The organism is Cellulosimicrobium funkei (assembly GCF_900155925.1).
GTDB lineage: Bacteria > Actinomycetota > Actinomycetes > Actinomycetales > Cellulomonadaceae > Cellulosimicrobium > Cellulosimicrobium funkei.
Genome location: NZ_FTMI01000001.1, coordinates 63948 through 90756 on the forward strand (window position 1 = coordinate 63948; position 26809 = coordinate 90756).

The following is a 26809-nucleotide window of genomic DNA, read 5'->3' on the forward strand; positions in this document are numbered from 1 at the left end:
TCGCGGGTCCGCCGTCGGACGCGCGTGTGAACGCTAACATGTGAACGCAAACATGCCTAGGGACCCCGGGACCGACAACGATGTCGAAAAGCGCGTGAGGGCTCCCGGGCGCCCCCGGACGCCGACGGCGGCCCGCACCACCGGGTGGGGTGCGGGCCGCCGTCGGGCAGTGCTGGTCGTCCGGTGTCAGCCGCAGGACAGGTCGCCGTAGGCGGCCTCGTGCGCCGTCTCGACCGTGGCGCCGTCGAGCACCGCGGTGCCCGTGGCGGTCGCGACCCCGGCCGCGAGCGACCCGGACCGCGTGGCGAACGACTGGTACGCGTTCGCCCCCGGCGCGACGTCGCGCACGACGCGCGTGCCGAACGGGGTGACGAGCTCGACGTCGGCCGCGACGTCGGCGAGGTTGGTCGCGCGCACCGCCACGTAGGCCTTGCCCGCGAGGCAGCGTGCGGACGCGGTCACGTCGAGCTCGACGGCCGGGCCGGCGGCGTCGGCCGCGAACTCCCACGTGTCCACCTCGACGAGGTCGACGCCCGCGGGGCCGGCGAACGTGAAGTACACGTCATGGACGCCGCTCACGCCCTCCAGGGCGGCGGTCACGTCCGCCCACTCGCCCACGGGGGTGTCGAGGTCGAGCGTGCCGACGACCGCACCCTCGCGGTCGTCGAGGCGCACCTCGACGGTGGCGCCCTCGACGAGCGGCTTCACGCGCGCCGTGACGCTCGCGGCACCGTCGCCGAAGTCGACCGACGACAGCGCCGACCAGTCGCCGGCGTCGACGTCGCGGACGACGAGGTTCGGCGCCTGGTCGCCGAACTGCGCCGAGCCGCCGTCGACCTTCGCGGTCGTGAGGCCCTGCTGCCACGCGAACGTCTCCGCCTCGAGCACCTGGAACGGGTCGAGGTCCTTGACCTGGTCCACGCCCGCGTAGTCGCCGACGACCTGCTGGACCGTGCCGTCCGCGTTGAACGTCAGCTCCTGGATGTGCGGGCTGCGGTAGCCCTGCGTGGTGCTGCCGTTGATGCGCTTGTTGAGCGTGGGCGCGTGGTACGTGAAGTAGTACTTGCCGTCCAGCTCGAACACCGACTGGTGGTTGTTGCCGCCGGTGCCCGCGCCGAAGAACTGCGACTGGTTCGGGAACATCACGCCGGCGTACGTCTCCTTGGGGAACGACATCGGGTCGTCGGAGATCATGTAGCCGATCTGCCCGCCGCCCGGGTACCCCGGGAGCGTGGCCTGGTTGCCGCCGAAGTCGTTGCCGCCGAAGTGCGACGAGTACGACAGGTAGTACTTCCCGTCGCGCTCGAAGACCTGCGCCGCCTCGAACGCCACGGGCGCGTCCACGACGGCCGCCGTGCCCTGCGTGGAGACCATGTCGTCGCCGAGCTCGATGACGCGGATGTTCTTGGGGTTGTTGAACCGCTCCGCCGCGGGCATCGACGTCGACGCCGGGCCGCCGCCGAAGTAGAGGTACGCGCCGTCGTCGGTGACGAGCGGCGCCGGGTCGAACTTCCAGGCCACGGCCTCGGCGCCCGGGGTGCGCCCGTCGATGAGCGTGCTGTCGCGCTCGCTCGTCCACGGCCCGAGCGGCGAGGCGCCCGTGATGACGTTCGACGACCCGCCGCCGTTGGCGTAGTAGAGGAAGTACTTGTCGACGCCGTCGACCGTCTTCTTCGCCATGCCCGGCGCCCACGAGTTGTTCGTGAAGGGCGCGACGCCCTGCGGCCCCGCGACCTGGATCTCGCCGTGGTCCGTCCAGTTCACGAGGTCCTCGGACGAGATGAGCGTGATCTGGTTGATGCTGCCGTAGTTGATCTGCGGCGAGACGCCCGTCACCGGGTCGGGCGCGTAGCCCTGGGTGTCGTTCGTCATGTACATGTACACGCGCCCGTCCTCGACGAACCCGAACCCGTCGGCCCCGAACTTGTGGGAGATGAGCGGGTTGTGCTCGCCGGGCAGCTTGCCGAGCACCTCGATCGTCTTCGAGGGCGGTCCGGGCGGGGCCGCGCCGACGACGGAGACGTCGTCGAGCACGAAGTCCATGAGGTGCGTCGCCGGGTCGGCCGACGGGTTGCTCGTCCACGGCGTCTCGAAGAACAGCCGCGCGGTGCCGACGTTCTGGTCGGCCGGGATCGTGAACCGGCCGTCGAACGTCGCCCACTGGCCCTTGGTCGCGGTGACGCTCACCAGGTTCGTGTACGTCCCGCCGCCGTAGTGCATCGTGGCGAAGAACTGCTTGGTGGCCGGGGCCGCGGCGGCGTCGTACCGGATCTTCGCGGTGAGCTCGTACGTCTCGCCCGCGCGGACCTTGCCGCTGAGGTCCTGCATCGGACCGGAGCCGGTCGTCGCGCGCTCGGTGGTCAGGGCCGCGGCCTCGCCCGCGAACGCCTGGTCGGTGGTCGACAGCACGGCCTTGTCGGTCGCGTTGCCGTTGTTGACGAACCAGCCGGTCGTGCCGTCCTCGAAGCCGCCGTTGACGACCAGCTCCTCGTCCGCGGCGTACGACGGCAGCGCGGCGAGCGACGCGGAGAGCAGCGTCACGAGCGCGGCCCCGGCGACGGCGCCGCGCAGGCGACGTCGTCTGCGGTGGTGCGTGTCCATGGATCCTCCTCGATCGATGTGGGTGTCCTGCGCGTCCGCGCGCCTCGCGCGGACGGTCGTGCCCGACGGCGGTCCCCCGCCGTCGTCCTGCGTCCTCCCTCCTCGCGCGCCCGACCCGGCGCGGCCTGCGCGGCCGCCGGGTCGGGCGCGGGTCAGCGGCCGAACGGCACGGTGCGGGTCGTCGTCGCGGCGTCGGTCGAGCGCGTGACGGTGACGGTGGCCTCCCCGGCCGGCGCATGCGGCCGTCGCGTCGGGAACGCCTGGTAGGCGCTCGCCCCCGGTCGGACGTCGGCGAACGTGCGGCTGCCGTACGGCGTGGTGACCACCACGTCCACCGGGACGTCCTCCTCGTTCACGACGCGCACGGCGACGTAGTCGGTGCCGGCGAGCGCGCGCAGGCTCGCCTCCGCCGCGAACGCGACGTCCGGGGACGTCGTCGGCTCCAGCGACGCGACGGCGAGCGCGAGCGCCCGCGCGGGGGCGTCGGCCTGGTTCTGCGTCGACGGCGCGGTCGTCGACCGCGCCCAGGCGAGGGCCTGCTCGACGGCGGCCCACGACTCGGCCGTGTGGTCCGCCGGGTCGAGCCCTTCGGCCTCGGCGACGACGGCGTCGAGCGCCGTCCGGTCGGCGCCGCCGTCGGCGTCGAGCACGTCGCTGAGGAGGAAGTGGTCGAAGTCGACGTGCCCGCCGGTCTGCTCCTTGGCGTAGGAGAAGAGGCCGAACCGGTAGCCCATGAAGTGGGACAGGCTCCAGTCCATGACGAGCGGCCCCTGGCGCGGCCCGAGCGGCTGCCACGTCCGCCCGTCGAGGCTGTAGGAGTACTGCACCCAGAGCTGGCCGTTCGGCGAGGCGAAGTCCGCGTCCGCCTTGAGGTGCACGTCCGTGCGCTCGCCGAGCGGGACCTGCGACCCGGGGACGAACGACTCGACCGCCTCGCGGTCGATCGTGTCGGTGAACGGCTGGAGCCGCGTGACGAGGCCGAGCGTGCGCTCGCCGTCGACCTGCTGGACGCCCGCGTACGCGAAGCTGCGGCCGTAGACGGCCAGGCCGGCGACGTCGCCGTCGAGCATCCCCGACACGTCGAGGCGGGTCTCCGCGGAGGCCGTCGGACCGAAGGTGCGCTGACCGAGCGTGTTGCGCGCCTCCTCGAGGTAGGTGAGGTCGCGCCCGGGCGCCTTGGTGTACTCCGCCTCGCCGGTCACGACGTGCCCGTTGGTCAGGCGCAGCCAGCCCTCGCGCTCGGTGAGGGACCAGTACCGGTTGTCCGGCGCGTGGTTCCACTGCCAGGCGAGGTCGAGGTCCGAGCCGTTGTACGACACCTCCTCGAGCGTGGGCGTCTCGACGGCCGGCGCGCGGCCGACCACGGACACGTCGTCGAGCAGGTACTCGACGCTCGACGACGGCGGCTGCGGGTTGCCCCACGGCGTCTCGACCGCGAGCTTGAAGGTCCGGACGTCCGCGTCCTGCGGGACGGTGTAGGTGCCCCGCACGGTCGTCCACTCCCCCGGCGTGGCGTTCGCCCACGCGAGCGTGGTGACGCCCGCGCCCCAGTCGCCGACGAGGTTGAAGCGGACCTGCGCCGGCCCGGAGGCGTAGCGGACCCGGGCCGAGACCTCGTACGTCACGCCCGCCTGGATCTTCCCGCCGAGCTGCTGGTTCGGCCCGGAGCCGTTGAGCGTCCGGCCCGCCACGCGCAGCGCGCCCGTGCCCGACGCCGCGCCGCTCGTCTCGCGCGACAGCGTCGCCCCGAACTGCGCGGCCCACGGGGCGGTCCCGGCGTCCTCGAACCCCGGGTTGGCGACGAGCTCGACGCCGAGCAGGGACTCGTCGTACGTGGGCGCGTCGGGGACCTCCCAGACGGTGTCGCTGAACGCGCGGTGCTCGGCGTCGTTCGCGAAGTCGTCGGAGGCGACGATGCTCTTCAGCCGCTCCCGGCGCTCCGTCGCCGGGTCCAGCTCGATCGGCTTGGCGAACGTGTCGCCGACACGGACGACGCCGTCGTCGCCGAACGTCGGCCAGCCGTCCTCCCACGTCGCGGGGATGAGCGCGGGGATGCGGCCGAGAGGGTAGGTGTCGCGGAAGAACATCCCCCACCACTCGTAGCCGCCCGCGCCGTCGGGCACCTCGACCAGCCCGCCCTGCGCGAAGCCGTCCGAGTTCAGCGCGCTGCGCGCCTCGTACGGGTTCGAGCCGTCGGCGGTCTCGTAGCGGCCCAGCAGGTGCGGCGAGCGGAAGAGCACCTCCTGCCGGTTCTGGCCGCTGGGCCACGTGATGATCGCGACGTAGTACTCGCCGTCGATGTAGTGCACCTGCGCGCCCTCGAACAGCCCGCCGACGAACGGCTCGCCCGCGTAGTCCGCGGCGCGGAAGATGTTCGGGAAGTCCGCCTCGATCGCGGTGAGGTCGTCGTTCAGCCGGACGGCGCTCGTCGCGCCCGAGCCGTAGAAGATGTAGGGCGTCCCCCCGTCGGCCTCGTCGAAGAACAGCGACGGGTCGTGGAACCCCCGGCCGAGCGCGGTGCGCTCCCACGCGCCGTGCTCGACGTCGTCCGTGCGGAAGAGGTACGACCCCCCGAGGTCGTTGGTGTTGAACACCACGTAGAACGTGCCGTCGCGGTAGCGCAGCGAGGACGCCCACTGCCCGTTGCCGTAGCCGTTCTTCCCGTTGCGCAGCGACGACACGTCGCCGACGCCGAGACGGTCGTAGACGTAGCCGACGATCTCCCAGCTCACGAGGTCGTACGACTTCATGATCGGGGCGCCGGGCGCGAGGTGCATCGTCGTGCTGATCATGTAGTAGAGGTCGCGGCCCTCGTTGTTCTCGGCCGCGGGGACGCGCGTGACGCTGATGTCGGGGACGTCGCTGCGCAGGAGCGGGACGTCGTAGGTCCCGTCGCCGCGGTCCGTCGTGGTCAGCCCGGTGAGGGCGGTCGCCGCCGGGGGCGCGTCGTCGGTCGTCGCGGTGGCGTGCGCCGCGGGCAGGCCGGCCCCGAGCGCCAGCACCCCCGCCACGATCGTCGCCGCGGCTCGTCGTCTCCGGTGCCTGCTCATGTCGTTCCTCCTCGTCGAGGTCCTGCTGCTGTCGTGGGTTCATGGCGGGGATATCGATGTCGGTACCGATATCGACTGACGCCGCGTCGCCGTGGTGCGGCGTCCTCGCGGCCCGTCGGACCGACCGCGAGGACGCCGGTGCGGCGCGCGGGTCGCTCAGCCGCAGGTGCGCGGCTCGATGTCGACGTCGTGGGTCGTGGTGACCGGGGCGCCGTCGAGCACCGCCGTCGCGGTGACCGTCGCGGTGCCGGCGGGGACCGCCGTCGCGCGCGACGCGAACGACTGGTACGCGCTCGCGCCCGGGGCGACGCCCGTGGACGACCTCTCCCCGTACGGCGTCGCCAGGGTGACGTCCACCGGCGTGGCGCCCGTGTTCGTCGCCCGGACCGCCACGTAGGCCCTGCCGGCGAGGCAGCGCGACGAGACCTCGACGTCGAGCGGGACGACGGCCGTCGCCCCCGGCACGATCTCGACCCGGTAGGTCGTGGCGGTCTCGTGGTCCTGCGCGACGCCGACGACCTCCACGGTCCGAGCGCTCCCGTCCTCCGGGAGCGGCACGACGCGACCCTGCGTGTCGTCGATCAGCACGCCGTCGACGCGGACCAGGCCGCTCGGCACGTGCGGGTCGGCGTCGAGCACGACGCTCGTCGTGCCCGCGGGGACGGTGAGGGTGTAGTCCGTCACCGCCGGGTCGAACGCAGGGGCGAGCGACCCGGTGTCGAACGCGAGCGCCGCGAGCCCGGGCGTCGCGTCGTACGACGCCGCGCGGTCGACCCGGACGCCGAACACGCCTCCGGCCCAGCCGCCCGTCGCCTGGAAGCGGACGGTGACCACGGGGATGCGCTCGCCGTCTTCGTCGAGCACGTACTCCCCCGCGCTGTCGACCTTCCAGCGCGTGCCCTCGCCGATCTCGAGGTACTTCGCCGGGAGCTGCGTCGTGTCGACGTAGAACCCCTGCTCGTCCTTGGTCGGGGCGTTCGCGACCGTGGTGATCGTCTTCAGCTTCTCGTCGTTCACGTACAGGTCGAACACGCGGCCCTGGTCGCCCGAGTAGAGCGTGACGCCCAGGTGGTTCGACGCCGAGGCCGGGTCGACCATGAGGTCGTAGCTGAACCAGCCCGTGCCGTTCGCGTGGCGGAACTGACGGCCGGAGAACGTCCCGACCGACGACCCGCTCTGCTGGAGGTTCTTCGCGTTCTCGAAGTTGTTGTTGTCGAAGCTCGTCAGGCTGTCGACGGTGCGGTCGGCGTCGCGCAGCTCCTGCTTGGCGCGCAGGATGCGCTCCTGCGACGCGGCAGAGTCCGGCTCGTCGAGGTGGAGGTAGAGCCCGTACGTCACGTCCCAGTTGGTGTGGTGGGGCGTGAAGACGAGGTCGCCGCCGTCGGCGGTGTTCCGCAGCTCGAGCTGGACCCGACCCTCGGCGTCGTCCTCGACGCGGACGAGGTTCTCCGCGATCCGCTCCTTCCACTCGTCGGCGCCCATGTTCGCGGCCGTGATCGTCGTCTGGGCGTCGGCGTCGCGCGTGGACGAACGGACGAGGATGCCCGTGCCCTGCCACGCCGGCTCGGGGACCTCGCCGAGGTTCGCGGAGAGGACGACCGGCCCGTACCGGAAGGCCACGAAGTACGGGTTGTCCGGGGTGTCGACGACGGACGCCGCCATCGGCATCGTGTACCGGACGACGTCGCCCGCGGCGACGGGCAGCACGACGTACCCGCGCGACACGTGCGGCTCGACGGCGGCGCCGTTCACCTCGACCGCGGGCTCGCCCGCGATCCACGACGGCACGCGCAGGCGCAGCGTCGCGTCCTCGGCGACCGCACCGCCGTCGAGCGCGTCGACGCGGAAGGTCACGGTGTCCTCGTTCGGCAGGTTCGCCTCCTGCGTGAGCCGCAGGTTCTGCTCCGCGTGCTCGACCGTCGAGGAGAAGAACATGTTGACCCACACCGAGCCCTGGCCGGTGAAGTAGATCGAGTCGCCGAGCTTGGAGAAGCTCTCCATGCCCGTCCCGGTGCAGCACCAGAACTCGGTGAACGGCAGGTTGTAGACGCGGTGGTAGCCCGACGCCATGGGGTTGAAGTACGTCGTCGTCCCGGTCTCCGGGTTCTGCGACGCGAGGATCGTGTTGATGAACGCGTTCTCGTAGTAGTCCGCGTACCGCACGTCCTTGCTCAGGGTGAAGAGCTCGCGCGCGAGCTTGAGCATGTTGTACTCGTTGCACGTCTCGGCCGTCTCGGCGTTGCGCGCGGTGCCCTGCTCGTCCGCGCGCTCGTGCAGCGACCCGGGCGCGTGGAAGTGCTCCGCCTGGCTGTTCGCGCCGGTGACGTAGGTATGGTCGCGCACCACGATGTCGAAGAAGTTCTCCGCCGCCGCGAGGTACATCGGCAGCTCGTCCTTCTCGGCGGGCGTGAGCAGGTCGTAGTAGGCGGGGTTCTGCGTGAACACCTGGTAGCGCTTGAGCGCGCCGAGCAGCTTGGGGATCTGCGTGTTGGCATGCTTGCCCGGCAGCACGTCCTGGCCCGCGGCGAGCTGACGGAAGAACGTCACCTCGTCGAACGCCTCGGCCGCCTCCTTGATCCGGACGTCGCCCGTGAGGTCGAACAGCTCGTACAGCGCCTCGTTCATGCCGCCGTACTCGGTGCGGAGCATCACGTCGGTGCTCGGCAGCTTCGCCACGCGCCCCTGGACGTAGAGCCCGAAGTCGGTCGCGACGGCGAGCGCCTGGTCGCCGACCGGGCCGTCGACGTGCTCGGCGACGTCGAGCAGCCCGGCGAGCACCTTGTGCAGGTTGTACCAGGGCACGATGACGTTCTCGTCCGACGTCCCGGTGCCCTGCACCTGGTCGAGGATCGACTCGCGGAACGCGGAGACGTACCCGGCCGAGCCGGGGTGCGCGGCGGCGTACGCGTCCTGCACGCGCGCGAGCCCGCCCACGCCCTCCTCGATCTCGGTGAACAGCGCGTCCTTCGTCGCCTCGTCCTTCGTCGAGGACCACGACATCGCGAGCGCCGAGAGGTAGTGGCCGAACGCGTGGCCGCGGAAGTTCACGGCGTTGCTGCGCTCCCAGCCGCCGTACCCGGCGGCCGTGGTCGGGGTCAGCCCGCCGACCTTGTAGAACTCGTAGAGGAACGTCTCGGAGTCCAGGCTCAGCAGGTACTCGTGCTCCTTCGCGGCGGCGTTCTGGAGGAAGTCGTCGGAGAGCAGCACCGACGGCAGCGCGGCCTCCTCGAGCGGCGTCTCGTCGACGAGCGCGGGCACGACGACCTCGAGGTCGCGCGTCACCGGCTCGCCGTCGAGGTAGCGCACCGTCGCGGTCAGCGTGACGTGCGCGTCGTCCTCCCCGATCGCGGGCCGGACCACGGTCCCGTCGGTCGCGACGACCTCGGGATGCGACGACCGCCACGTCACGGTCGACCCGCGCGAGCCGGTCGCCGGGAGCACGAGCGCGACCGTCGCGCGCTCCGGCAGGGACAGCGCGTCGGCGTCGTCCTGCGCGATCGCGTCGCGGTCCACCGTGCGCCCGCTCTCCTCGTACAGCCCGACGACGTCGCCCAGGTCCGCCACCGCGTCGTACAGGCGGTAGTCGTCCAGCGCGGCCTTGAGGTAGGCGCCGTTGTACTGGGGCCCGTTGAACCCGATCGTCTTCGGCAGCGCCGGGTCGGAGCCCAGGACCCCCGTCGCGTCGCCGGCGACCGCGCTGGCCACCGTCGACGGGACCTGCTCGCCGTTGCGGTAGAACGCGACGGCCTTCGTCGCGTGGTCGTACGTGACGACGACGTGCGTCCACTCGTCCGCGGGGAAGAACGCCGCGCGGTCGGAGCTCGCGACCCGCACCTTGTACGGCTGGCCCGACGCCGGCCCCACCGACAGCGCGAGCGGCACCGTGTCCGACTCGGACGACAGGTACCAGCCGTCGGAGTTGTAGGCCCGCTTGTTCCACGTGACGACGTGCTCCCCGGACAGCTTCCCGCTGGGCTCCACCCAGAACGAGAGGGTCAGGTCCTCGGGCTGGAGCGCCGTCGACGACCCGAGGTCGAGGTACGTGCTGCCGCTCAGGCGCAGGGCCTGCCCCGCCCCGTCGACGCCGTCGACGTAGGAGAAGCCGGTCGGCGCGGAGCCCGTGTGGCCGCGCAGGGCCACGGGGTGCGCGAGGGGGCTCGCGTCGGCGACGTCGCCGTCGAACGCGAGGTCGAGGACGGGCGCAGGCAGGGCGTCGGCCGCGACGGCGGACGGTGCCCACGCGGTCACGGCGAGCGCGGCGGCGGCCGCCACGGCCGCCAGCCGGGCCACGCCGCCGGGTCGACGGCGGACGCCGTCGGTCGGTCGGGGGTGCATCGGTGCTCCTCTGGTCGGCGCGGGCGTCGTCGCCCGCGCGTCGAGACGTGCGGTGTCGTGCGGTGTCGTGCGGTGGCGGCCCGCGCGGGGAGCGCGGGCCGCGCCCTCGTGGCCCGCCGGACCGGCCACGAGGGTGCCTCCTGGCCGAGGTAGAGGCGTGGTCGTGACCACGCCTCTACCTCGGCACCTGCGGTGCTACGTCACGAGGTCAGCCGCAGTCGAGCGCGTCGTAGGCGACGTCGACGGTCGAGGTGACCTGCTCGCCGTCGAGCGTCGCCGTGCCCGTCACCGTCGCGGTGCCGGCCGGGGCCGACGTCGCGCGCGCCGCGAACGACTGGTACGCGTTCCTGCCGGGTGCCACGTCCGCGAACGCCTTCTGCCCGAACGGCGTCGCGAGCGTCACCGAGACCGGGACGTCCTCGCCGTTCGTCGCGCGCACGGCGACGTACGCCGTGCCCGCCAGGCAGCGCGGCGCGACGTCGACCGCGAGGTCGAGCTCGGGCTCCGTGTCGGACGCGTGCAGCCGGACGAACGTGATCGAGTGCGCGGGGAACTCGTAGGAGAACTCCTCCCCCACGCCCGTGAGCGTCCGCTCCACCGGGACGATCCGCTCCGGGTCGGCCTTGGTGTTGGTGTCCGACGGCGCGCCCACCATCTCCGTGACCGTCGCCTGGTCCGCGATGCCGTCGGAGCCCTCGACGTGCACCTGCGTGCGCGCCGCGGTCGCGGTGGGGTTGACGACCTTGACCACGACGTCGCCCGTCTCGTCGTCGCGCGTGACGACCTGGTAGAGCGACTTGGTCGACGGCTGCTCGTAGGACATCTGGAGCTCGCCGTCGAGGTAGAGCTCGATGGTCGAGCCCTCGACGACGACCTTGACGTGGTACGGCTGACCGGCCTCGATGCTGTGGTTCTCGACGGCCTGCACCTCGTTGGCGCTCCCGCCCGACGCGCGCTGGAGGGCCTGGCGCGTGTTGTTCCACCCGCCGAGGTTCCACCAGTAGTAGTCGTTCGGGCCGCCGGCGGCGAACCCGACGAGGAAGCCCTCCGCGCCCGACGTCTTGCGCGCGTCGAGCTCGAGCGTGTAGCTCGACCAGTCCTTCGCGTACGCGCCGGCGACGATCGACCGGGCGTCGGTGACGTTCGTCGCCGACTGGACGTAGGCGCCGTCCTGCGCCGCCCACGTGCCCGACTGCGGCTCCCACTGCGACGCGCCGGACTCGAAGTCGTCCGCGAAGAGCACGTCGCCGCTCGCGTTGTCGGTGACGCGCACGTTGTCGTACTGCACGGCCGTGTTCCACGTGGAGAGGAAGACGCCACCGTCGAGCGTCGCGTCGGCGGGCGCCGGGCCGGAGTGCGTGCTGGGCACGACCTCGTCGCCCGCGTTCGCGGAGAACAGCTGCTGGACGTAGTAGTTCACCGAGCCCCACGACTCGTCGTTGTCGAACCAGATCGCGTCGGGCGACCACTGGACGTACGACTCGTTCGCGAGCAGCGGCGCGTACGACGCGAGCCGCACGACGTCGGAGTTGCGCTCGAGGCCCGTCATGAAGGCGGCCTCGGACAGCGCGTTGGCGAACGTGTTGCCGCGCGACGCGTACTCGCCGAGGAAGACGTGCGGCCCCTCGCGGTCGTAGGAGTCGTAGCGCTCGTCGTTCTCGAGGAACCACTGCGGGTCGTTGTAGTAGTGCTCGTCGACGAGGTCGACGTCCTGCTCGCGGTTGAACTCCCACAGCTCGTCGAAGCGCTGGCCCGTGTCGTCCGGCCCGGAGTTCGAGATGATCTGGACGTCCGGGTAGGCGGCCGCGATCGCGTCGCGGAACGCCGGGAAGTTGGCCTCGAACGTCTTCGTGTTCTCCTCGTTGCCGAGCCCGACGTACTTCAGGCCGAACGGCTCGGGGTGGCCCAGCTCGGCCCGCACGGCGCCCCACTCGGTCGTCACGTCGCCGTTGGCGAACTCGATCAGGTCGACCGTGTCGTCCACCCACCGCTGGATCTGCGCGGGGTCGGTCATCTCGGGGATGGTGCTGCCGCAGCCGTTGGCGCCGACCGACACCACGGGCAGCGGCGTCGCGCCGAGGTCCTCGGCGAGGAGGAAGTACTCGAGGTACCCGATCCCGTACGACTGGTTGTAGCCCCAGAAGTTCCAGTTGGTCGCGCGCTCCTCGACCGGGCCGATCGTCTCCTTCCACTGGTACGTGCGGCGACGGTCGGTGAAGCCCGACTCCTCGTACGTGCGGAACGTGCCGACGTTCGTCACGCAGCCGCCGGGGAAGCGCAGGAACTGCGGGTCGAGCGCGTCGATCTTCTCGGCGAGGTCCTTGCGGAGCACGGACTTCCCGTTGACCGGGCCGACCCACGTGTCCTGCGGGAAGAGCGACACCTGGTCGAGCGCGAGCGTGCCCGCCGCGCCGGAGAGCAGCGCGAGCCGCCCGGCGTTCGTCGTGCCCGTCGCGGTGAGCGTGACGTCGTACCTCTTCCACGCGTTCGAGCCGTCGACGGCGACCTGGCCGGTCGCGTACGCCGTGGTCCCGGCGGCGTCCTCGACGCGCACGGTGACGGTCTGGGCCGTCGCCGACCGCGCCCAGACGGAGAAGTCGTAGGACTCCCCCTCCTCGACGAACAGCCCCGTGTTGTACCCGGCGTTGCGCACCCCGGCGCCCGCGCCGGTCGTCGTCAGGTTGAGGTAGTTGCGGTTCGTCGCGTTGAGCCGCCCGGCGTCGTTCACGACCTGGGTCGTCGCCGTCGCGCCGCCGCGGTTCGCGGCGCTCCAGGCGGTGAGGCCGGTGAACGACCCGTTGTCCTGGTTGCTGAACTCGAACGACCGGTTGCGCACGAGCTCGGCGTACAGGCCGCCGTCGGCCGCGTAGTTGATGTCCTCGTAGAAGATGCCGTACAGCTCGTCGCTCATCTGGGTGCGCTCGCCCGCGAGGTCCACGGTGATCTCGTGGTCCGCGCTCGTGGCGGGCGTGATCGTGAGCTTCGTGGCCGCTTCGCGCGGACCGAGGACGAGCGCGCCGTCGGAAGCGCGCACCCCGGCGTACCGCTCGGGGTCGGCCGCGCTGCGAAGCCAGACCGTGCCGCCGCCCGCGTCGGTGAGCCGCAGCGCCGTCGCGTCCGCGCCCGCGGCCCCGAGGGAGAGCCGGGACGCGCCGGAGACGACGACGGGCCGGTCGCCGACGGCGAGCGTCACCGGGGACGTGCCCTCGGCGCCGTCGACCTCCGTCGCGGCGAGCGCGACGGTCGTCGCGGGGCGCTCGTCGTCGAGGGCGAGGCCGTCGTCGGTCGCCACGAGGTACCGGGCGTCGCCCGGGCCCGCGAGCGTGAACGTACCGTCGGGCACCTGGTCCGCGCCCTCGGCGGCCCGGACCGCGACGTAGTCGAACGCCGCGGTGTGCGCCGCGCCGCTCTGCGCGGCGAGCGCGTAGAGGCCGACGTGCGTCGTCGGGAAGTCGACGGTCACGGAGCCCGCGGGCTGCCACGCGGTGCCGTCCCAGAAGCTCGTCGCGATCGTGTCGCCGGTGCGCTGCATGCGCAGCGTCTCCCCGGTGGAGCCCGGGCGGTCGGTGAAGGCCGCCGCGCTGAAGACGCCGCCGGTCTCGACGTCGTTCTCGATCGCGCGGCCCGACGGCGAGAGGTCACCCACGAAGGTCAGGCCCGACCGGACGTAGTTGTCCATGTCCTGCCACGCGACGAGGCCGGCGCCCTGGTAGACGGAGGTGACGGGCGCCTCGAGCCGGGTGACGACGGTGAAGTCGCCCGCCGGCACGTCGAGCAGCACGACGTTCTTCGCGCTGTTCGCGTCCTGGTACGTGTCGCCCGGCTGCGAGGTCAGCGTGAGCTTCCCCCCGCCGACGGACAGCGCCTCGGGCACGGGGTTGACGACGGTCCAGGCCGAGCCGAGCGCGGCGTCGTCGAACGTGTCGACCCATGCGCCGTCGGGCAGGTCGGGCTCCGCGGCGGCGGCCGGCAGCGACGTCGCGAGCGCGACCGTGCCGACCATGCCCGCCACGAGGGCGACCGCGACGGACCGGCGGTGCGCCGGTCTGCGCCGGGGCGTGGGGAGGGACGGGTGAACAGACGTTTCCATAGGGCTTCCTCTCATCGTCGAGAGACACGCACCGTTGCGTGTGAGCGTTCACAAGTTCGGCCCGAGCCTAGTGTGAGCGCTCACATTCTACAAGGGCGGCGTCATGACACCGCCGGTCGGGCGTACGCCCGAACGACCCAGGGGTGCCGGCCCCCGTCCTGCTCCGGTGACCCCGGGCCGTCGGCCCGGGCAGACGGCCGCGGCACCGGCCCCGCGCCGCGGACGTCACGAGGACGCCCGGGGCGGGGGCCGGTGCCGCCGGCTCACCTCCGCCTGACGACGAGGACGCGCTGCAGGATCACGAAGACCAGCAGCAGCACGCCGATGACGATCTTCGTCCACCACGAGCTCAGGGTGCCCTCGAACGTGATGATCGTCTGGATGAGGCCCAGCACGAGCACGCCGAGCACGGACCCGAGCACGAAGCCCGTCCCGCCCGTGAGGAGCGTGCCGCCGATGACGACCGCCGCGATCGCGTCGAGCTCCATGCCGACGCCCGTGAGCGAGTAGCCCGACCGCGAGAACATCGCGAACAGCAGGCCGCCGATGCCGGCGCACGTGCCGCTCACCACGTAGACGAGCACCTTGGTGCGCGCGACGGGCAGGCCCATGAGCATCGCCGACTGCTCGCCGCCGCCGATCGCGTAGACCGTGCGGCCGAACTGCGTGTAGTGCAGCACGTAGAACGCGATCGCCACGACGACGAGCGCGATGATGACCGCGGTCGTCAGGCGCCAGCCGTCGCCGATCTCCTGGCTCCAGCCCGCGAGCGCGACGAACGACTCGTTCGTGATCGGGATGGACTGGAGGCTGATGACGTAGCACAAGCCGCGCGCGAGGAACATCGCGGCCAGCGTCGCGATGAACGGCTGGATGTCGAACACGTGGACCATGAGCCCGACGGCGAGCCCTAGCACGGTGCCGATGAGGACCGCGATGACGAGCACCACCGCGACCGGCCACCCGCTCTGCAGGAGCGACGCCGTCGTGATGCCGGACAGCGCCACCACGGCGCCCACGGAGAGGTCGATGCCGCCGGTGAGGATGACGAACGTCATCCCGACCGCGAGCACGATGAGGAACGAGTTGTTGATGAACAGGTTCGAGACGACGCGGGCCGAGAGGAAGTTCTCGTACCGGCTCCCGCCCACGACGAGCATGAGCGCGAGCACCGCGAACGTGCCGAGGACCGGGAGGTAGCGCCGGTCGAGGCGCACGCGGCTCGTGAGTCGCTCGGTCATGGTCGGTCGGCCTCCGGGGGCGGCGGTCTCGGCGCCCCGGGGGTCGGGCGGCGAGGTCGGGGCAGGGGTCTGCACGGCGGACATCAGGCGCTCACCTCCGCGGCCGCGGCGGCCGTCGGGGCCGCGCGACGTCGTCGGGCGGCGACCAGGTCGCGCACCTTCGGGGACTGCGCGAGGCAGACCGCGATGACGACGATCGCCTTGAACAGGGGCGTGACGGACGGCGAGATGCCGAGCATGGTCACCGTGAGGGTGAGCGTCTGGATGATGAGGACGCCGACCAGGGTGCCGGAGAGCGAGAACTTCCCGCCCGCGAGCGACGTGCCGCCGATCACGACGGCGAGGATCGCGTCGAGCTCGATGAAGAGCCCGGCGTTGTTGGCGTCGGCCGCCATGGTGCTCGACGAGATCATGAGGCCGGCGAGGCCCGCGAAGAGCGCGCAGACCGCGTAGACGGTCCAGATGATGCTGCGCGCCTTGACGCCCGCGAGGCGGCTCGCCTCGGGGTTGATGCCGACGGACTCGATGAGCATGCCGAGCGCGGTGCGCCGGGTGAGCAGCGCGACGGCCGCGAAGACGATGCCGGCCAGCACGACCGCGACGGGGATCCCGAACCAGAACCCGGACCCGATCGACTTGAACGGTGCGCTGTTGACCGTCGTGATCTGGCCGCCCGTGATGAGCATCGCGACGCCGCGGCCCGCGGTCATGAGCACGAGCGTCGCGATGATGGGCTGGATCCCGAGGACGGAGACGAGGAACCCGTTCCACACGCCGAGGACGAAGGACAGCGCGAGCGCGATCCCCACGGCGACGAGGACGGTCGTCAGGCTGTCCGGCGTGGGCGACGACGCGATGAAGCTCAGCGCGACGGCCCCGGAGATCGCGACCACCGCGCCGACCGAGAGGTCGATGCCGCGCGTCGCGATGACGAGGGTCATGCCGAGCGCGACGAGCAGCAGCGGTGCGCCGTTCTTCAGCAGGTTGACGAGCGACCCGAAGAGGTGGCCGTCCTGCAGCCTGATGGACAGGAAGCTCGGCCGGTTGACCGTGTTGACCGCCAGCAGCACGACCAGCGCGACGATCGGCCAGAAGAGCCGGTGCTGGACGGCGCGCTGCCAGGCGGGTGCCGTGGTGCTCATGACTCCTGCCCTCCGCTCGCGATGAGCTCGACGACGTCCTCGACCGTGACGTCCTCGTCGTTGGTGATCTCCGCGACCTTGACGCGGTCGCGCATGACGGCGATGCGGTGGCTGAGCCGCAGCACCTCCTCGAGCTCGGCCGAGATGAACACGACCGACATGCCCTCGCCCGAGAGCTGGGCGACGAGCTTCTGGATCTCGGCCTTCGCCCCGACGTCGATGCCGCGCGTCGGCTCGTCGAGGATGAGCAGCCTGGGCGCCGTCGCGAGCCAGCGCGCGAGGAGCACCTTCTGCTGGTTGCCGCCCGAGAGGTTCTTGATGAGCGCGTCCGGGTTGGCGGGGCGGATCGCGAGCGCGCTGATGTACTTCTCGACGATCTCGTCGACCTGCTTGCGCGGCAGGCGCCGGGCCCACCCGCGCTCGGCCTGGAGACCGAGCACGATGTTCTCGCGGATCGTCAGGTCGCCCACGATGCCCTCGGCCTTGCGGTGCTCCGAGGAGAACGCGATCTTGCGCTGCATCGCGGAGCGCGGCGTACGCAGCCGGGCGAGCGAGCCACCGACGCGGACCTGGCCGCTGTCCGCGCGGTCCGCGCCCGCGAGCAGCCGGGCGAGCTCGGTGCGGCCCGAGCCGAGGAGGCCCGCGAGCCCGACGACCTCGCCCGGGTAGACGTCGAGGTCGAACGGCTGCACCGAGCCCTTGCGGCCGACGCCGAGCGCCTGGACGAACGGCGTCGCCTCGCGGTCGGCGACCGAGCGCTTGGGCGCCTCCTCGAGCTCCTCGAGCACCTCGAGCGAGGTGCCGATCATCTTGGAGACGAGCTCGAGGCGCGGCAGCTCGGCGGTGACGTACTCGCCGACGAGCCTCCCGTTGCGCAGCACGGTCATGCGGTCGGAGATCTCGTACACCTGCTCGAGGAAGTGCGAGACGAAGAGGATCGCGACGCCCTCGTCGCGCAGGCGCCGCACGACGGCGAAGAGCTGCGCGACCTCGTCCGCGTCGAGGCTGGACGTCGGTTCGTCGAGGATGAGCACCTTGCACTCGACGACGAGCGCGCGGCAGATCGCCACGAGCTGCTGCACGGCGAGGGAGTGGCTCGAGAGCGAGGACGCCGGGTCGATGTCGAGGTTGAGGCGCGCGAGCATCTCCCCCGCCCGACGGCGCGTGGCCCGCCAGTCGATCGCGCCGAGGCGGCGCGGCTCGTGGCCGAGCATGATGTTCTCGGCGACCGAGAGGTTCTCGCAGAGGTTGACCTCCTGGTACACCGGCGAGACGCCGGCGGCCTGGGCCTCGCCCGGGCCGGAGAACGTGTGCTCGGCGCCGTCGACGAGGATGCGACCGGAGTCGATCGAGTAGACGCCGGTGAGCGCCTTGATGAGCGTCGACTTGCCGGCGCCGTTCTCGCCCATGAGGGCGTGGACCTCTCCGGGCCGGAGCGTGAGGTCGACTCCGTCGAGCGCCTTGACGCCCGGGAACTCGATCGAGATCCCGGTCATCTCGACGACGGGCCGACCGTCGGGGACGGCGGTAGTCATGGGTGACCTTCCGTGCAGCGGTGGCGGCGGGGCTGCCGGGCCCCGGGGCGCCTCAGGACGCCGGCGGGGTCGGCATGCCGGCGGTGGTGCGTCGGCCGCGCGCCGGGGAGCCGTGCTCTCCCGGCGCGCGACCCGTCCGTGGTGGCGGGGCCGGTCGGCGTCGACCGGCCCCGCCGGGGCGGTGCGGAGCGGGTGCCCGGAGGTCCGGGGCGCCCGCTCGGCGCGCGCGGTGCGCTCAGTACTCGCGCGTCGGGAGCGCCTCGATCGCCTGCTCCTGCGTGAAGGACTCGTCCTTGACGACGATGCGCTTCTCGACCTCCTCGCCCGCGACGACCTTCTTGATGATGTCGGCCAGGTCCGGGCCGAGGAGCGGGTTGCACTCGACGATGAAGTTGATCTTGCCGTCGGCGAGGGCCTGCATGCCGTCCTTGACCGCGTCGACGGTGACGATCTTGATGTCCTCGCCCGGGACGAGACCGGCGGCCTCGATGGCCTCGATGGCGCCGAGGCCCATGTCGTCGTTGTGCGCGTACACGAGGTCGATGTCGTCGTGCGCCTGGAGGAAGCCCTCCATGACCGTCTTGCCCTCGGCACGCGTGAAGTTGCCGGTCTGCGAGTCGATGATCGTCACGTTGGGGTTGTCGGCCGTGGCGTTCTCGAAGCCGGTCTTGCGGTCGATCGCGGGCGCGGCGCCCGTGGTGCCCTGGAGCTCGACGACGTTGATGGGCTCGGTCGCGAGGTTCTCGGAGACCCAGTCGCCGGCCATCTCGCCCTCGAGGACGAAGTCGGAGCCGATGAACGACTCGTAGAGGGTGTCGTCCTCGGAGTCGACCGCGCGGTCGGTGAGGATCACGGGGATGCCGGCCTGCTTGGCCTCCTCGAGCACCGCGTCCCAGCCGGACTCGACGACCGGGGAGAACGCGATGACGTCGACGCCCTGCGCGATGTAGGAGCGGATCGCCTGGATCTGGTTCTCCTGCTTCTGCTGCGCGTCGGAGAACTTGAGGTCGAAGCCGTTCTCGGCCGTGAGCGTGTCCTGGATGGACTTGGTGTTCGCCGCGCGCCAGCCGGACTCGGCGCCGACCTGCGAGAAGCCGACGGAGATCGTGTCGCCGCCACCGCCGCCGTCGCCGCCCGCGTCGTTGCTGCTGCCGTCCGTGCTGCCGCCCCCGCTGCTGCACGCCGCGAGCGCGAGGACCGCCACGCCGGCGAGGACACCCGTCAGACGCGTGCGCGCCTTGGTCGTGCTGAACATGCTCTCCTCCTTGAGATGCGACCTCGGCGCCGTGCCGAGGACCGTCGGGTCGTGCCAGCCCCTCATCGGACTGTTGACTCTTGTTGATACATGTTTGCTTGTGTCAATGTCTAGCGGTGTCAGGGCCGCTCCCGCAAGCCCCCACTCGGCATTCCGCATCACCGTTCGGTAACCATTCCGGTCACCGCTCGGCACTGCGACGTGCCCGAGCTGCGGAGCCAGGCGAGGGGCAGGACCCCGGGCCCGCGGATGTGATCGCTCACACCCTCCCGAGAGACGATGTTAGCGCTCACACGGCTCCAGGGGAAGCCGCCGCCCCGTCACGGTTCGGTCACGGCCTGCGGCCGGGACTGGACCGTGCACGGACGGCTCCCCCAGGCGTCAGAGGCCCTGCGCGAGGCGGTAGTAGACCTGGTTCCACCGCACCTGGTCGCGGAAGCCCCGCCGCGTCGTGCTCTCGTCGATGACCAGGAGCTCCGTGCGCGCGATGTCCGCGAAGACCTCGAACGCGTCGATGCCCGCGGCCGTGGAGAGCACCGTGTGGTGCGCGCCGCCCGCCGTCAGCCAGGCCTCGGCGGACGTCGCGAAGTCCGGCCGCGGCTCCCACACCGCACGTGCCACCGGCAGGTGCGGCAGCGGCGCGCTCGGCGGGACGACGTCCACGACGTTCGCCGTGAGCCGGAAGCGGTCGCGCATGTCCGCGAGGGACACGACGACGCCGACGCCCGGGTCGGCGTCGAACACCATGCGGACCGGGTCCTCCTTGCCGCCGATGCCGAGCGGGTGGATCTCGACGCGGGGCGTCGAGGTCGTGAGCGACGGGCAGATCTCCAGCATGTGCGCGCCGAGGATCTTCTCGCTGCCCGGGGTCAGGTCGTAGGTGTAGTCCTCCATGAGCGACGCGCCGCCGGGCAGCCCCTCGCCCATGACCTTCGCGGCGCGCACGAGCACGGCCGTCTTCCAGTCGCCCTCGGCCCCGAACCCGTAGCCCTTGGCCATGAGGCGCTGGACGGCGATGCCGGGGAGCTGGCGCAGGTCGCCCAGGTCCTCGAAGTTGGTCGTGAACGCCTTGGCGCCGACGGACTCGAGGAACGTCTCGAGCGCGATCTCCTGCCGCGCCGCGTACCGCAGCGAGGCGTGCCGGTCGCCATCCTTGCGCAGCTCGGGGACCACGTCGTAGAGGTCCTCGTACTCGGCGACGAGCGCGTCGACGTCGGCCTCGGAGACCTCCTCGACCGCGCGCACGAGGTCGTTCACGCCCCACGTGTTCACGCTCACACCGAACCGGAGCTCGGCCTCGGTCTTGTCGCCCTCGGTCACCGCGACGTTGCGCATGTTGTCGCCGAAGCGGGCGAGACGCAGCTCGTGCGTCGCCGCCCAGCCGGCGGCGCCGCGCACCCACGAGCCGACGCGCGCGGTGACGGCCGGGTTCGAGACGTGCCCGACGACCGTCGTGCGCGCCACCCCGAGCCGCGTCGCGACGTACGCGTACTCCCGGTCGCCGTGCGCGGCCTGGTTGAGGTTCATGAAGTCGAAGTCGATCGTGTCCCACGGCAGCTCGACGTTCGCCTGCGTGTGCAGGTGCAGGAGCGGCTTGCGGAGCTGGTCGAGGCCGCCGATCCACATCTTCGCGGGGCTGAACGTGTGCATCCACGTCACGACGCCGAGCACGCGGTCGTCGGCGTTCGCGTCGAGCATCGCGCGGCGGATCGCGCCGGCGTCCTTGAGGACGGGCTTCCAGACGACGGTCGCCGGGACGTCCGGCGACGCGTCGAGGGCGCGCGCGACCTCCTGCGACTGCTCGGCGACCTGCCGCAGCGTCTCCTCTCCGTACAGGTCCTGGCTGCCGGTGAGGAACCAGATCTCGCGGTCCGCGTAGGGCTTGCTCATGTCGGTCCATCTCTCGTGTCGTGGGCGAGGGCCGCACCGCTGCGGTCCCGTCCCGGTGGTCGTGCTGCGTGTCGTGCCGGTGCGCCGCCGGGCCCGGGGGAACCGGGTCGGAGCGGCCCGCCGGTCAGCGCGCGGGCTGCTGCCCGTAGACGTGCTGGTAGCGCGTGTAGAGCGCGTCGACGTCGTCCTGCGGGATGCGCGTGGGCTCGCCGAGCTGGCGGCTGACGTGCACGGTGCGGGCGACCTCCTCGCACATCACGGCCGCCTTGACCGCCGCGCGCGCGTCCTTGCCGATGGTGAAGGGCCCGTGGCTGCGCATGAGGACCGCGGGGCTGCGCGACCCGCGCAGCGTCTCCACGATGCCGCGCCCGATCGAGTCGTCGCCGATGAGCGCGAACGGTCCGACGGGGATGTCGCCCCCGAACTCGTCGGCCATCATCGTCAGGACGCACGGCACGGGCTCGCCGCGCGCGGCCCAGGCCGTCGCGTAGGTCGAGTGCGTGTGCACCACGCCACCCACCTCGGGCAGGTGGCGGTACACGTACGCGTGCGCCGCCGTGTCCGACGACGGCGACCGGTCGCCCTCGACGAGGGCGCCGTCGAGGTCGCACACGACCATCGCGCCGGGGGTGATGTCGTCGTACGCGACGCCCGACGGCTTGATGACGAGCAGGTCGCCCGCGCCGTCGGGCCGTGTGGTGTCCCGGACGCGCTCGGACACGTTGCCCGCGGTCCACACCACGAGCTCCCAGCGGGGCAGCTCGGCGTGCAGCGCGGCGACGCGCTCCTTGGCGGCGTCGACGGCGTCGCGCAGGTGCGCGGGCACCGCCGGGACGGCGGGTCGCGCGGCCGTCGCGTCCGCGGACGGGGTGGGCGTGCTCATGCGGGGTCCTCTCCTCCGGTGCGGGTGGGCAGCGCTGTCACGGCGGCACGCTCGACGGCGAGCCCGGCCGCGTACCGCTCGAGGTACGCGGCGAAGCCGGCGACGTCCGCGGGGTCGGGCTCGACCGTCACGGTCTCGGCCGCCGCGAAGACGTGGTCGCGCAGGTAGTCGCCCAGGTCCGCACCCGGGTCGGCGCCCACGTCGGCGCCCGGCGCGCGCTCCCCGGCACGGGCGCGCGCGAAGGCCGCGAGCACCGCGATGCCCCAGGCCCCGCCCTCGCCCGCGGTGCGCCCCACGCTGACGGGCGCGCCGATCGCCGCCGCGAGGAGCCGCTGCGCGACGCCCGCGGTGCGGAACATCCCGCCGTGGGCGAGCATCCCGTCGATCCGGACGCCCTCCCGCGCGAGCACGCGCATGCCGAGCGCGAGGGTCCCGAACGCGCCGTACACCTGCGTCCGCGCGAAGTTGGCGAGCGTCAGGCGGCTGCCGGGCGTGCGGACGACCAGGGGGCGCCCCTCGTCGAGCCCGGTGATCGGCTCCCCCGCGAGATAGTTGTAGGCGAGCAGCCCGCCGCCGTCGGCGTCGCCGTCGAGCGCGGCGCGGAACAGCGCGCCGAACACGTCGTCCGGGCCCGCGTCGCTGCCGACGGCCGCGGCGAGCTCGCCGAGCAGGCCGGCCCACGCCTCGAGCTCGCTCGCGCCGTTGTTGCAGTGGACCATCGCGACGAGGTCGCCCGCCGGCGTCGTGACGAGGTCGAGCTCGTGGTGCACGGCGGCGAGCGGGCCCTCGAGCACGACCATCGCGAAGATGCTCGTGCCCGCGCTGACGTTGCCCGTGCGCGGCGCGACGGCGTTCGTCGCGACCATGCCCGTGCCCGCGTCGCCCTCGGGCGGGCACAGCAGGACGCCGGGCTCCAGCGAACCGGTGGGGTCGAGCCAGGCCGCGCCCTCGGCGGTCAGGCGCCCGGCGTCCTCGCCCGCGACGAGGACGTCCGGCAGCAGCTCGGCGAGCTTCGGCCCGGCCCGGTGGGTGGCGGCGCGCTCGTCGACGAGCGCGAGGAGCGCGTGGTCGTAGTCGCGCGTCGCCGGGTCGACCGGGAACATGCCGGACGCGTCGCCGACGCCGAGCACGTGGCGGCCCGTGAGCCGCCGGTGCACGTACCCGGCGAGCGTCGTGAGCGACGCGACGCACGCCGCGTGCGGCTCGGCGTCGAGGATCGCCTGGTACCAGTGGGCGACCGACCAGCGCAGCGGGACGTTGTAGCCCAGCAGCTCGGTGAGCTCGGCGGCGGCCGGGCCGGTCGAGGTGTTGCGCCACGTGCGGAACGGGACGAGCAGCTCGCCGTCGGCGTCGAACGCGAGGTAGCCGTGCATCATCGCGGAGACGCCGAGCGCCCCGTACGTCGTGGGTCGCACGCCGTACCGCTCCTCGACGTCGGCCACGAGGCGCGCGTAGCACTCGCGCAGCCCCGCCTCCACGGCGTCGAGCGGGTACGTCCACGTGCCGTCCTCGAACCGGTTCTCCCAGGCGTGGCTCCCGCTCGCGAGCGGCGTGCCGTCGCCGTCCACGAGGCATGCCTTGATCCGCGTCGACCCGAGCTCGATCCCGAGCGCGGTGTCCCCCGCCACGACGGCCGCCCGACGGCGCCCGACCTCGTCCTGCTGCACCATTGCTGCTTCTCCTCGTCGCGGCGTCGCGCCTCGGTCGTTGAGTGTCCTTCGAATGTTAGCGCTCACAACCGGCGGGGCCAACTCCCTCCGCGCTCGTCCGTGCGAGCGAGCGGTCAGTCGCGCGGCGTGCCCGTGCTCTCGCGCACCATGAGCTCGGGCGGGATCGAGACGGGGCGGACCGTCGCGCCCGCCAGCGCGTCGATCATCATCCCCATGCACCGGCGGCCCAGGGACCCGAACGGCTGGCGCACCGTCGTCAGCGGCGGGATGAAGTGCCCGGCGCCCGCGACGTCGTCGAACCCGACCACCGAGACGTCCGCCGGCACCCGCACACCCTGCTCCCAGAACGCGCGCAGCAGGCCGAGCGCGAGCTGGTCGTTGCCCGCGAACACCGCCGTCGGGCCGTCGCCCGCGCGGATCGCGGCCGCGAGCTCGCGCCCGACGGCGTACCCGCGGTCCGACGACCAGTCGCCCCGCACCGGCTCGGGCACCGGGGCGCCGTGCTCCTCGAGAGCGGCGCGCCAGCCCGTCTCGCGCTCGCGCGCGTCGAACCAGTCGAGGGGCCCGGACAGGTGGAGCACCGTGCGGTGGCCCAGGCCGAGCAGGTGCTCCGTCGCGACGCGCGCTCCCAGGCGCTGGTCCACGGCGATGGACAGGATCGCCCCCGGCGCACCGAGCGCACCGGACGCGGGGCGCACGACGTCGGTCGCCTCGCCGTCCGCGGGGAGGTCGCGCGCGGCGATCATGATGACGGGGACCGGCGCGCGGAACGAGTCGACCGCCGCCGCGACGTCCGTCTGCGGCGCGATGACGACGATGCCCTCGACGCCCTGGTCCATGAAGTGCTCGAGCACGCGGTGCATCGTGTCGGCGTCGTAGCGCCGGATCGTCGCGACGCTCACGAAGTAGCCCTGCTCGCGCGCGGCCTCCTCGACCGCGATGAGGGTCGACGTCGGCCCGTACAGCGCGGAGCCGGTGGTGACCACGCCGATCGTGCCCGAGCGCATCGTCACGAGCGCGCGCGCCGCGCTGTTGCGGCGGTAGCCGAGCGTCGCGATCGCGTCGAGGACGCGGTCGCGGGTCTCGGGCCGCACGCTCGGGTGGTCGTTGAGCACGCGGGACACGGTCTGGTGCGAGACGCCGGCGAGCCGCGCGACGTCCGACATCGCGGGCGGGCGCGTGCGGGGCGACGGCCCGTCGCTCACGACCCGGCCCCCTCGGTCCCCGCGCGCGGTGCCGAGGCGTCCGCGAGCGCCGCCACGAGCTCGGCCGAGCGGTCGCGCGCGGCCTCGAGCGCGTCGAGGAACGCTGCGCGCACCCCGCCGGCGTCGAGACGGCGCAGCGCCGCGACCGTCGTGCCGCCCGGCGACGACACGCGCTCGCGCGCGATCGCCGGGTGCTCGCCCGTCTCGCGCAGCATCGTGGCCGCGCCGTGCACGGTCGCGGTCGCGAGCTCGAGCGCCGTCGCGCGCGTCAGGCCGAGCAGCACGCCCGCCTCGGCGAGCGCGTCGATGACGTAGAAGACGTACGCGGGACCGGAGCCGGAGAGCGCGCCGACGGCGTCCTGGTCCTTCTCCGCGACGCGCACGACGAGGCCCGTCGCGGCGAGCAGCCGTTCGACGAGCGCGACGTCGTCGTCGTCCGCGGCGCTCCCGCCGCTCACGGCGCTCACGCCCGCACCCACGACGGACGGCGTGTTCGGCATGACCCGCACGACCGCGGTGCCCGCGGGCAGCCGCTCCTCGTAGAAGGCGGTCGGCAGGCCGACGACGACGCTCACGACGACCGTGCCCTCGCCCACCGCGTCGTGGACCTCGGAGAGCAGCGCGGCCACGTCCTTCGGCTTCACCGCGACGACGACGACCCCGGCGCCGCGCACGGCCTCGACGTTGTCGCGCGTCGTCCGGACGCCGTGGCGTGCGGCGAGCTCGTCGGCGCGCTCGGGCCTGCGGACGGTCGCGACGACGTCGTCGGGTCGCCACCCGGACGCGAGCGCACCCGCGAGGACGGTCTCGCCCATGACGCCCGTGCCGAGGACGGCGAGCCGGGGCGCGGAGGGGGTGGGCAGGTCGGTCATGGGCGATCAGCTCCCGGGAGTCGGTGAAGGGCATTCTTGCGCACCCGGAGAGTCCGGGCCGCCGCGAGGGCCCCGGTGCTCAGAGCGGGAAGGCGGCGTAGACGTCGGTCACCACGTCGGCGGGCCCCGTGGCCTGGAGGACGGCCGTGTCGTTGCGCCACGTGACGGTGGCCCGGCCGTCGCCCGCGTCGGTCACGGCGTACCGGCCCGCGACCTCCCCGGCGACCTCGACGTCGCCCTCCTCCGTGGGCGTGCCCGCCGCGGCGACGAGGTCGTCCGCCGCGGCCTCCGCCTCCGCGGACGTCGGCCACTGGCCCGCGACGACGGTGACCCGGGTCGCGTCGTCCCCCTCGCCGTCGGCGTACTCGAGCTGGTACGCCTCCAGGGCACGCGCGGCGGTCCACGCGTCCGTCGCCGAGTCGCTGCGGAGCACGAGGTCGAGCACGGTGTCCGGGAGCGCCTGCGCGAACGCGGTCGTGCCGGTGCGTGCCACGGGCTCGAGCGTCGGCGTGGGCGGGTCGGCGGTGACGGTGACCGTCGGCTCGGGCTCCGCCGGGGCGTCCGAGCGGGCGAACCCGGGCCACACCCACGCGAGGAGCGCGAGCACGAGACCGACGACGACCAGGAGGCCGACCAGCACCACGAGCCGTCGGCGCCGGTACACCGCCGCCGACGGAGGGCGGGAGTGCCGCCGGTCGCGCGCGCCCGTCGCGTCGGCGGGACGACGTCGACCCGACGGGCCCGCCGCGCCCGCCGTCGCCCCGGGGCGCGCCGGGGTGGCGGCCCGTCCTAGCGTGCCCCCGCCGGGCGACTGGCTCATCGCACGCACCTCTCTGCTCCCGGCCGTCCTCGTGGGCCGCCGATCCTCCGGGGCCTGGCCCCGCGGCCCAGCGTAGGACGCGCGCGGGCCCGACCCCCTGCGGTGACGCGGGGTGTCGTCCGGGCGGAGCGGGTTCACCCGGTCGTCGTGCCCGCGCGTCCGCCTCGGGGACCGCCCGCCCGGGGGCCGCGCGCCGGGGACCGCCGGCCGGGGACCGTCG

Annotated in this window: 14 protein-coding genes; all 14 read right to left on the reverse strand. The window is 72.8% G+C overall.

Features of this window, described 5'->3' with window-relative positions:
- Nucleotides 1-186 precede the first annotated feature (186 nt).
- Nucleotides 187-2601, reverse strand: coding sequence for a family 43 glycosylhydrolase (locus BXA05_RS00265; protein WP_076403248.1), 2415 nt, complete (start codon nt 2599-2601; stop codon nt 187-189).
- Between the two features lie 152 nt (nt 2602-2753).
- Entirely contained in the window at nt 2754-5651 is a 2898-nt protein-coding gene (locus BXA05_RS00270) for a beta-xylosidase family glycoside hydrolase (RefSeq protein WP_076403251.1), read from the reverse strand.
- A 156-nt stretch (nt 5652-5807) separates the two neighbouring features.
- Complete coding sequence (locus BXA05_RS00275; RefSeq protein ID WP_076403253.1) at nt 5808-9986, reverse strand: beta-L-arabinofuranosidase domain-containing protein; 4179 nt, start codon at nt 9984-9986, stop codon at nt 5808-5810.
- Nucleotides 9987-10194: 208 nt separating this feature from the next.
- Nucleotides 10195-14076, reverse strand: coding sequence for an alpha-L-arabinofuranosidase family protein (locus BXA05_RS00280; RefSeq protein ID WP_170963109.1), 3882 nt, complete (start codon nt 14074-14076; stop codon nt 10195-10197).
- A 263-nt stretch (nt 14077-14339) separates the two neighbouring features.
- Nucleotides 14340-15317 carry a galactofuranose ABC transporter, permease protein YjfF gene (gene yjfF / locus BXA05_RS00285; protein WP_021482614.1) on the reverse strand — a complete coding sequence of 326 codons (978 nt, stop codon included), beginning with the start codon at nt 15315-15317 and terminating at the stop codon, nt 14340-14342.
- Nucleotides 15318-15400: 83 nt separating this feature from the next.
- The gene (locus BXA05_RS00290; RefSeq protein ID WP_043655183.1) at nt 15401-16459 is read right to left on the reverse strand and encodes an ABC transporter permease; all 1059 of its coding nucleotides are present in this window, start codon (nt 16457-16459) and stop codon (nt 15401-15403) included.
- Nucleotides 16456-17994, reverse strand: a complete 1539-nt coding sequence (locus tag BXA05_RS00295; RefSeq protein ID WP_061269177.1) for a sugar ABC transporter ATP-binding protein — start codon at nt 17992-17994, stop codon at nt 16456-16458. Before BXA05_RS00295 ends, BXA05_RS00290 begins: the two co-directional genes overlap by 4 nt.
- Nucleotides 17995-18229: 235 nt before the next feature.
- Nucleotides 18230-19249, reverse strand: a complete 1020-nt coding sequence (locus BXA05_RS00300) for an ABC transporter substrate-binding protein (protein ID WP_031315144.1) — start codon at nt 19247-19249, stop codon at nt 18230-18232.
- Nucleotides 19250-19630: 381 nt separating this feature from the next.
- On the reverse strand, nt 19631-21139 hold the full coding sequence (gene araA, locus BXA05_RS00305; protein WP_076403257.1) for an L-arabinose isomerase: 1509 nt from the start codon (nt 21137-21139) through the stop codon (nt 19631-19633).
- Nucleotides 21140-21263: 124 nt separating this feature from the next.
- Nucleotides 21264-22022, reverse strand: a complete 759-nt coding sequence (locus tag BXA05_RS00310; protein WP_076403260.1) for an L-ribulose-5-phosphate 4-epimerase — start codon at nt 22020-22022, stop codon at nt 21264-21266.
- Nucleotides 22019-23692, reverse strand: a complete 1674-nt coding sequence (locus BXA05_RS00315; protein WP_076403262.1) for a xylulokinase — start codon at nt 23690-23692, stop codon at nt 22019-22021. The genes BXA05_RS00310 and BXA05_RS00315 overlap by 4 nt, the downstream gene beginning before the upstream one ends.
- A gap of 113 nt (nt 23693-23805) precedes the next feature.
- Nucleotides 23806-24858: a LacI family DNA-binding transcriptional regulator gene (locus tag BXA05_RS00320; protein WP_061266725.1), complete on the reverse strand. Its 1053-nt coding sequence runs from the start codon at nt 24856-24858 to the stop codon at nt 23806-23808.
- Nucleotides 24859-24893: 35 nt separating this feature from the next.
- Nucleotides 24894-25769 (reverse strand): pyrroline-5-carboxylate reductase, encoded by an 876-nt coding sequence (gene proC, locus BXA05_RS00325; protein WP_076403263.1) that lies wholly within the window; start codon nt 25767-25769, stop codon nt 24894-24896.
- A 79-nt stretch (nt 25770-25848) separates the two neighbouring features.
- Nucleotides 25849-26589 (reverse strand): hypothetical protein, encoded by a 741-nt coding sequence (locus BXA05_RS00330; protein ID WP_076403265.1) that lies wholly within the window; start codon nt 26587-26589, stop codon nt 25849-25851.
- Nucleotides 26590-26809: the final 220 nt, after the last annotated feature.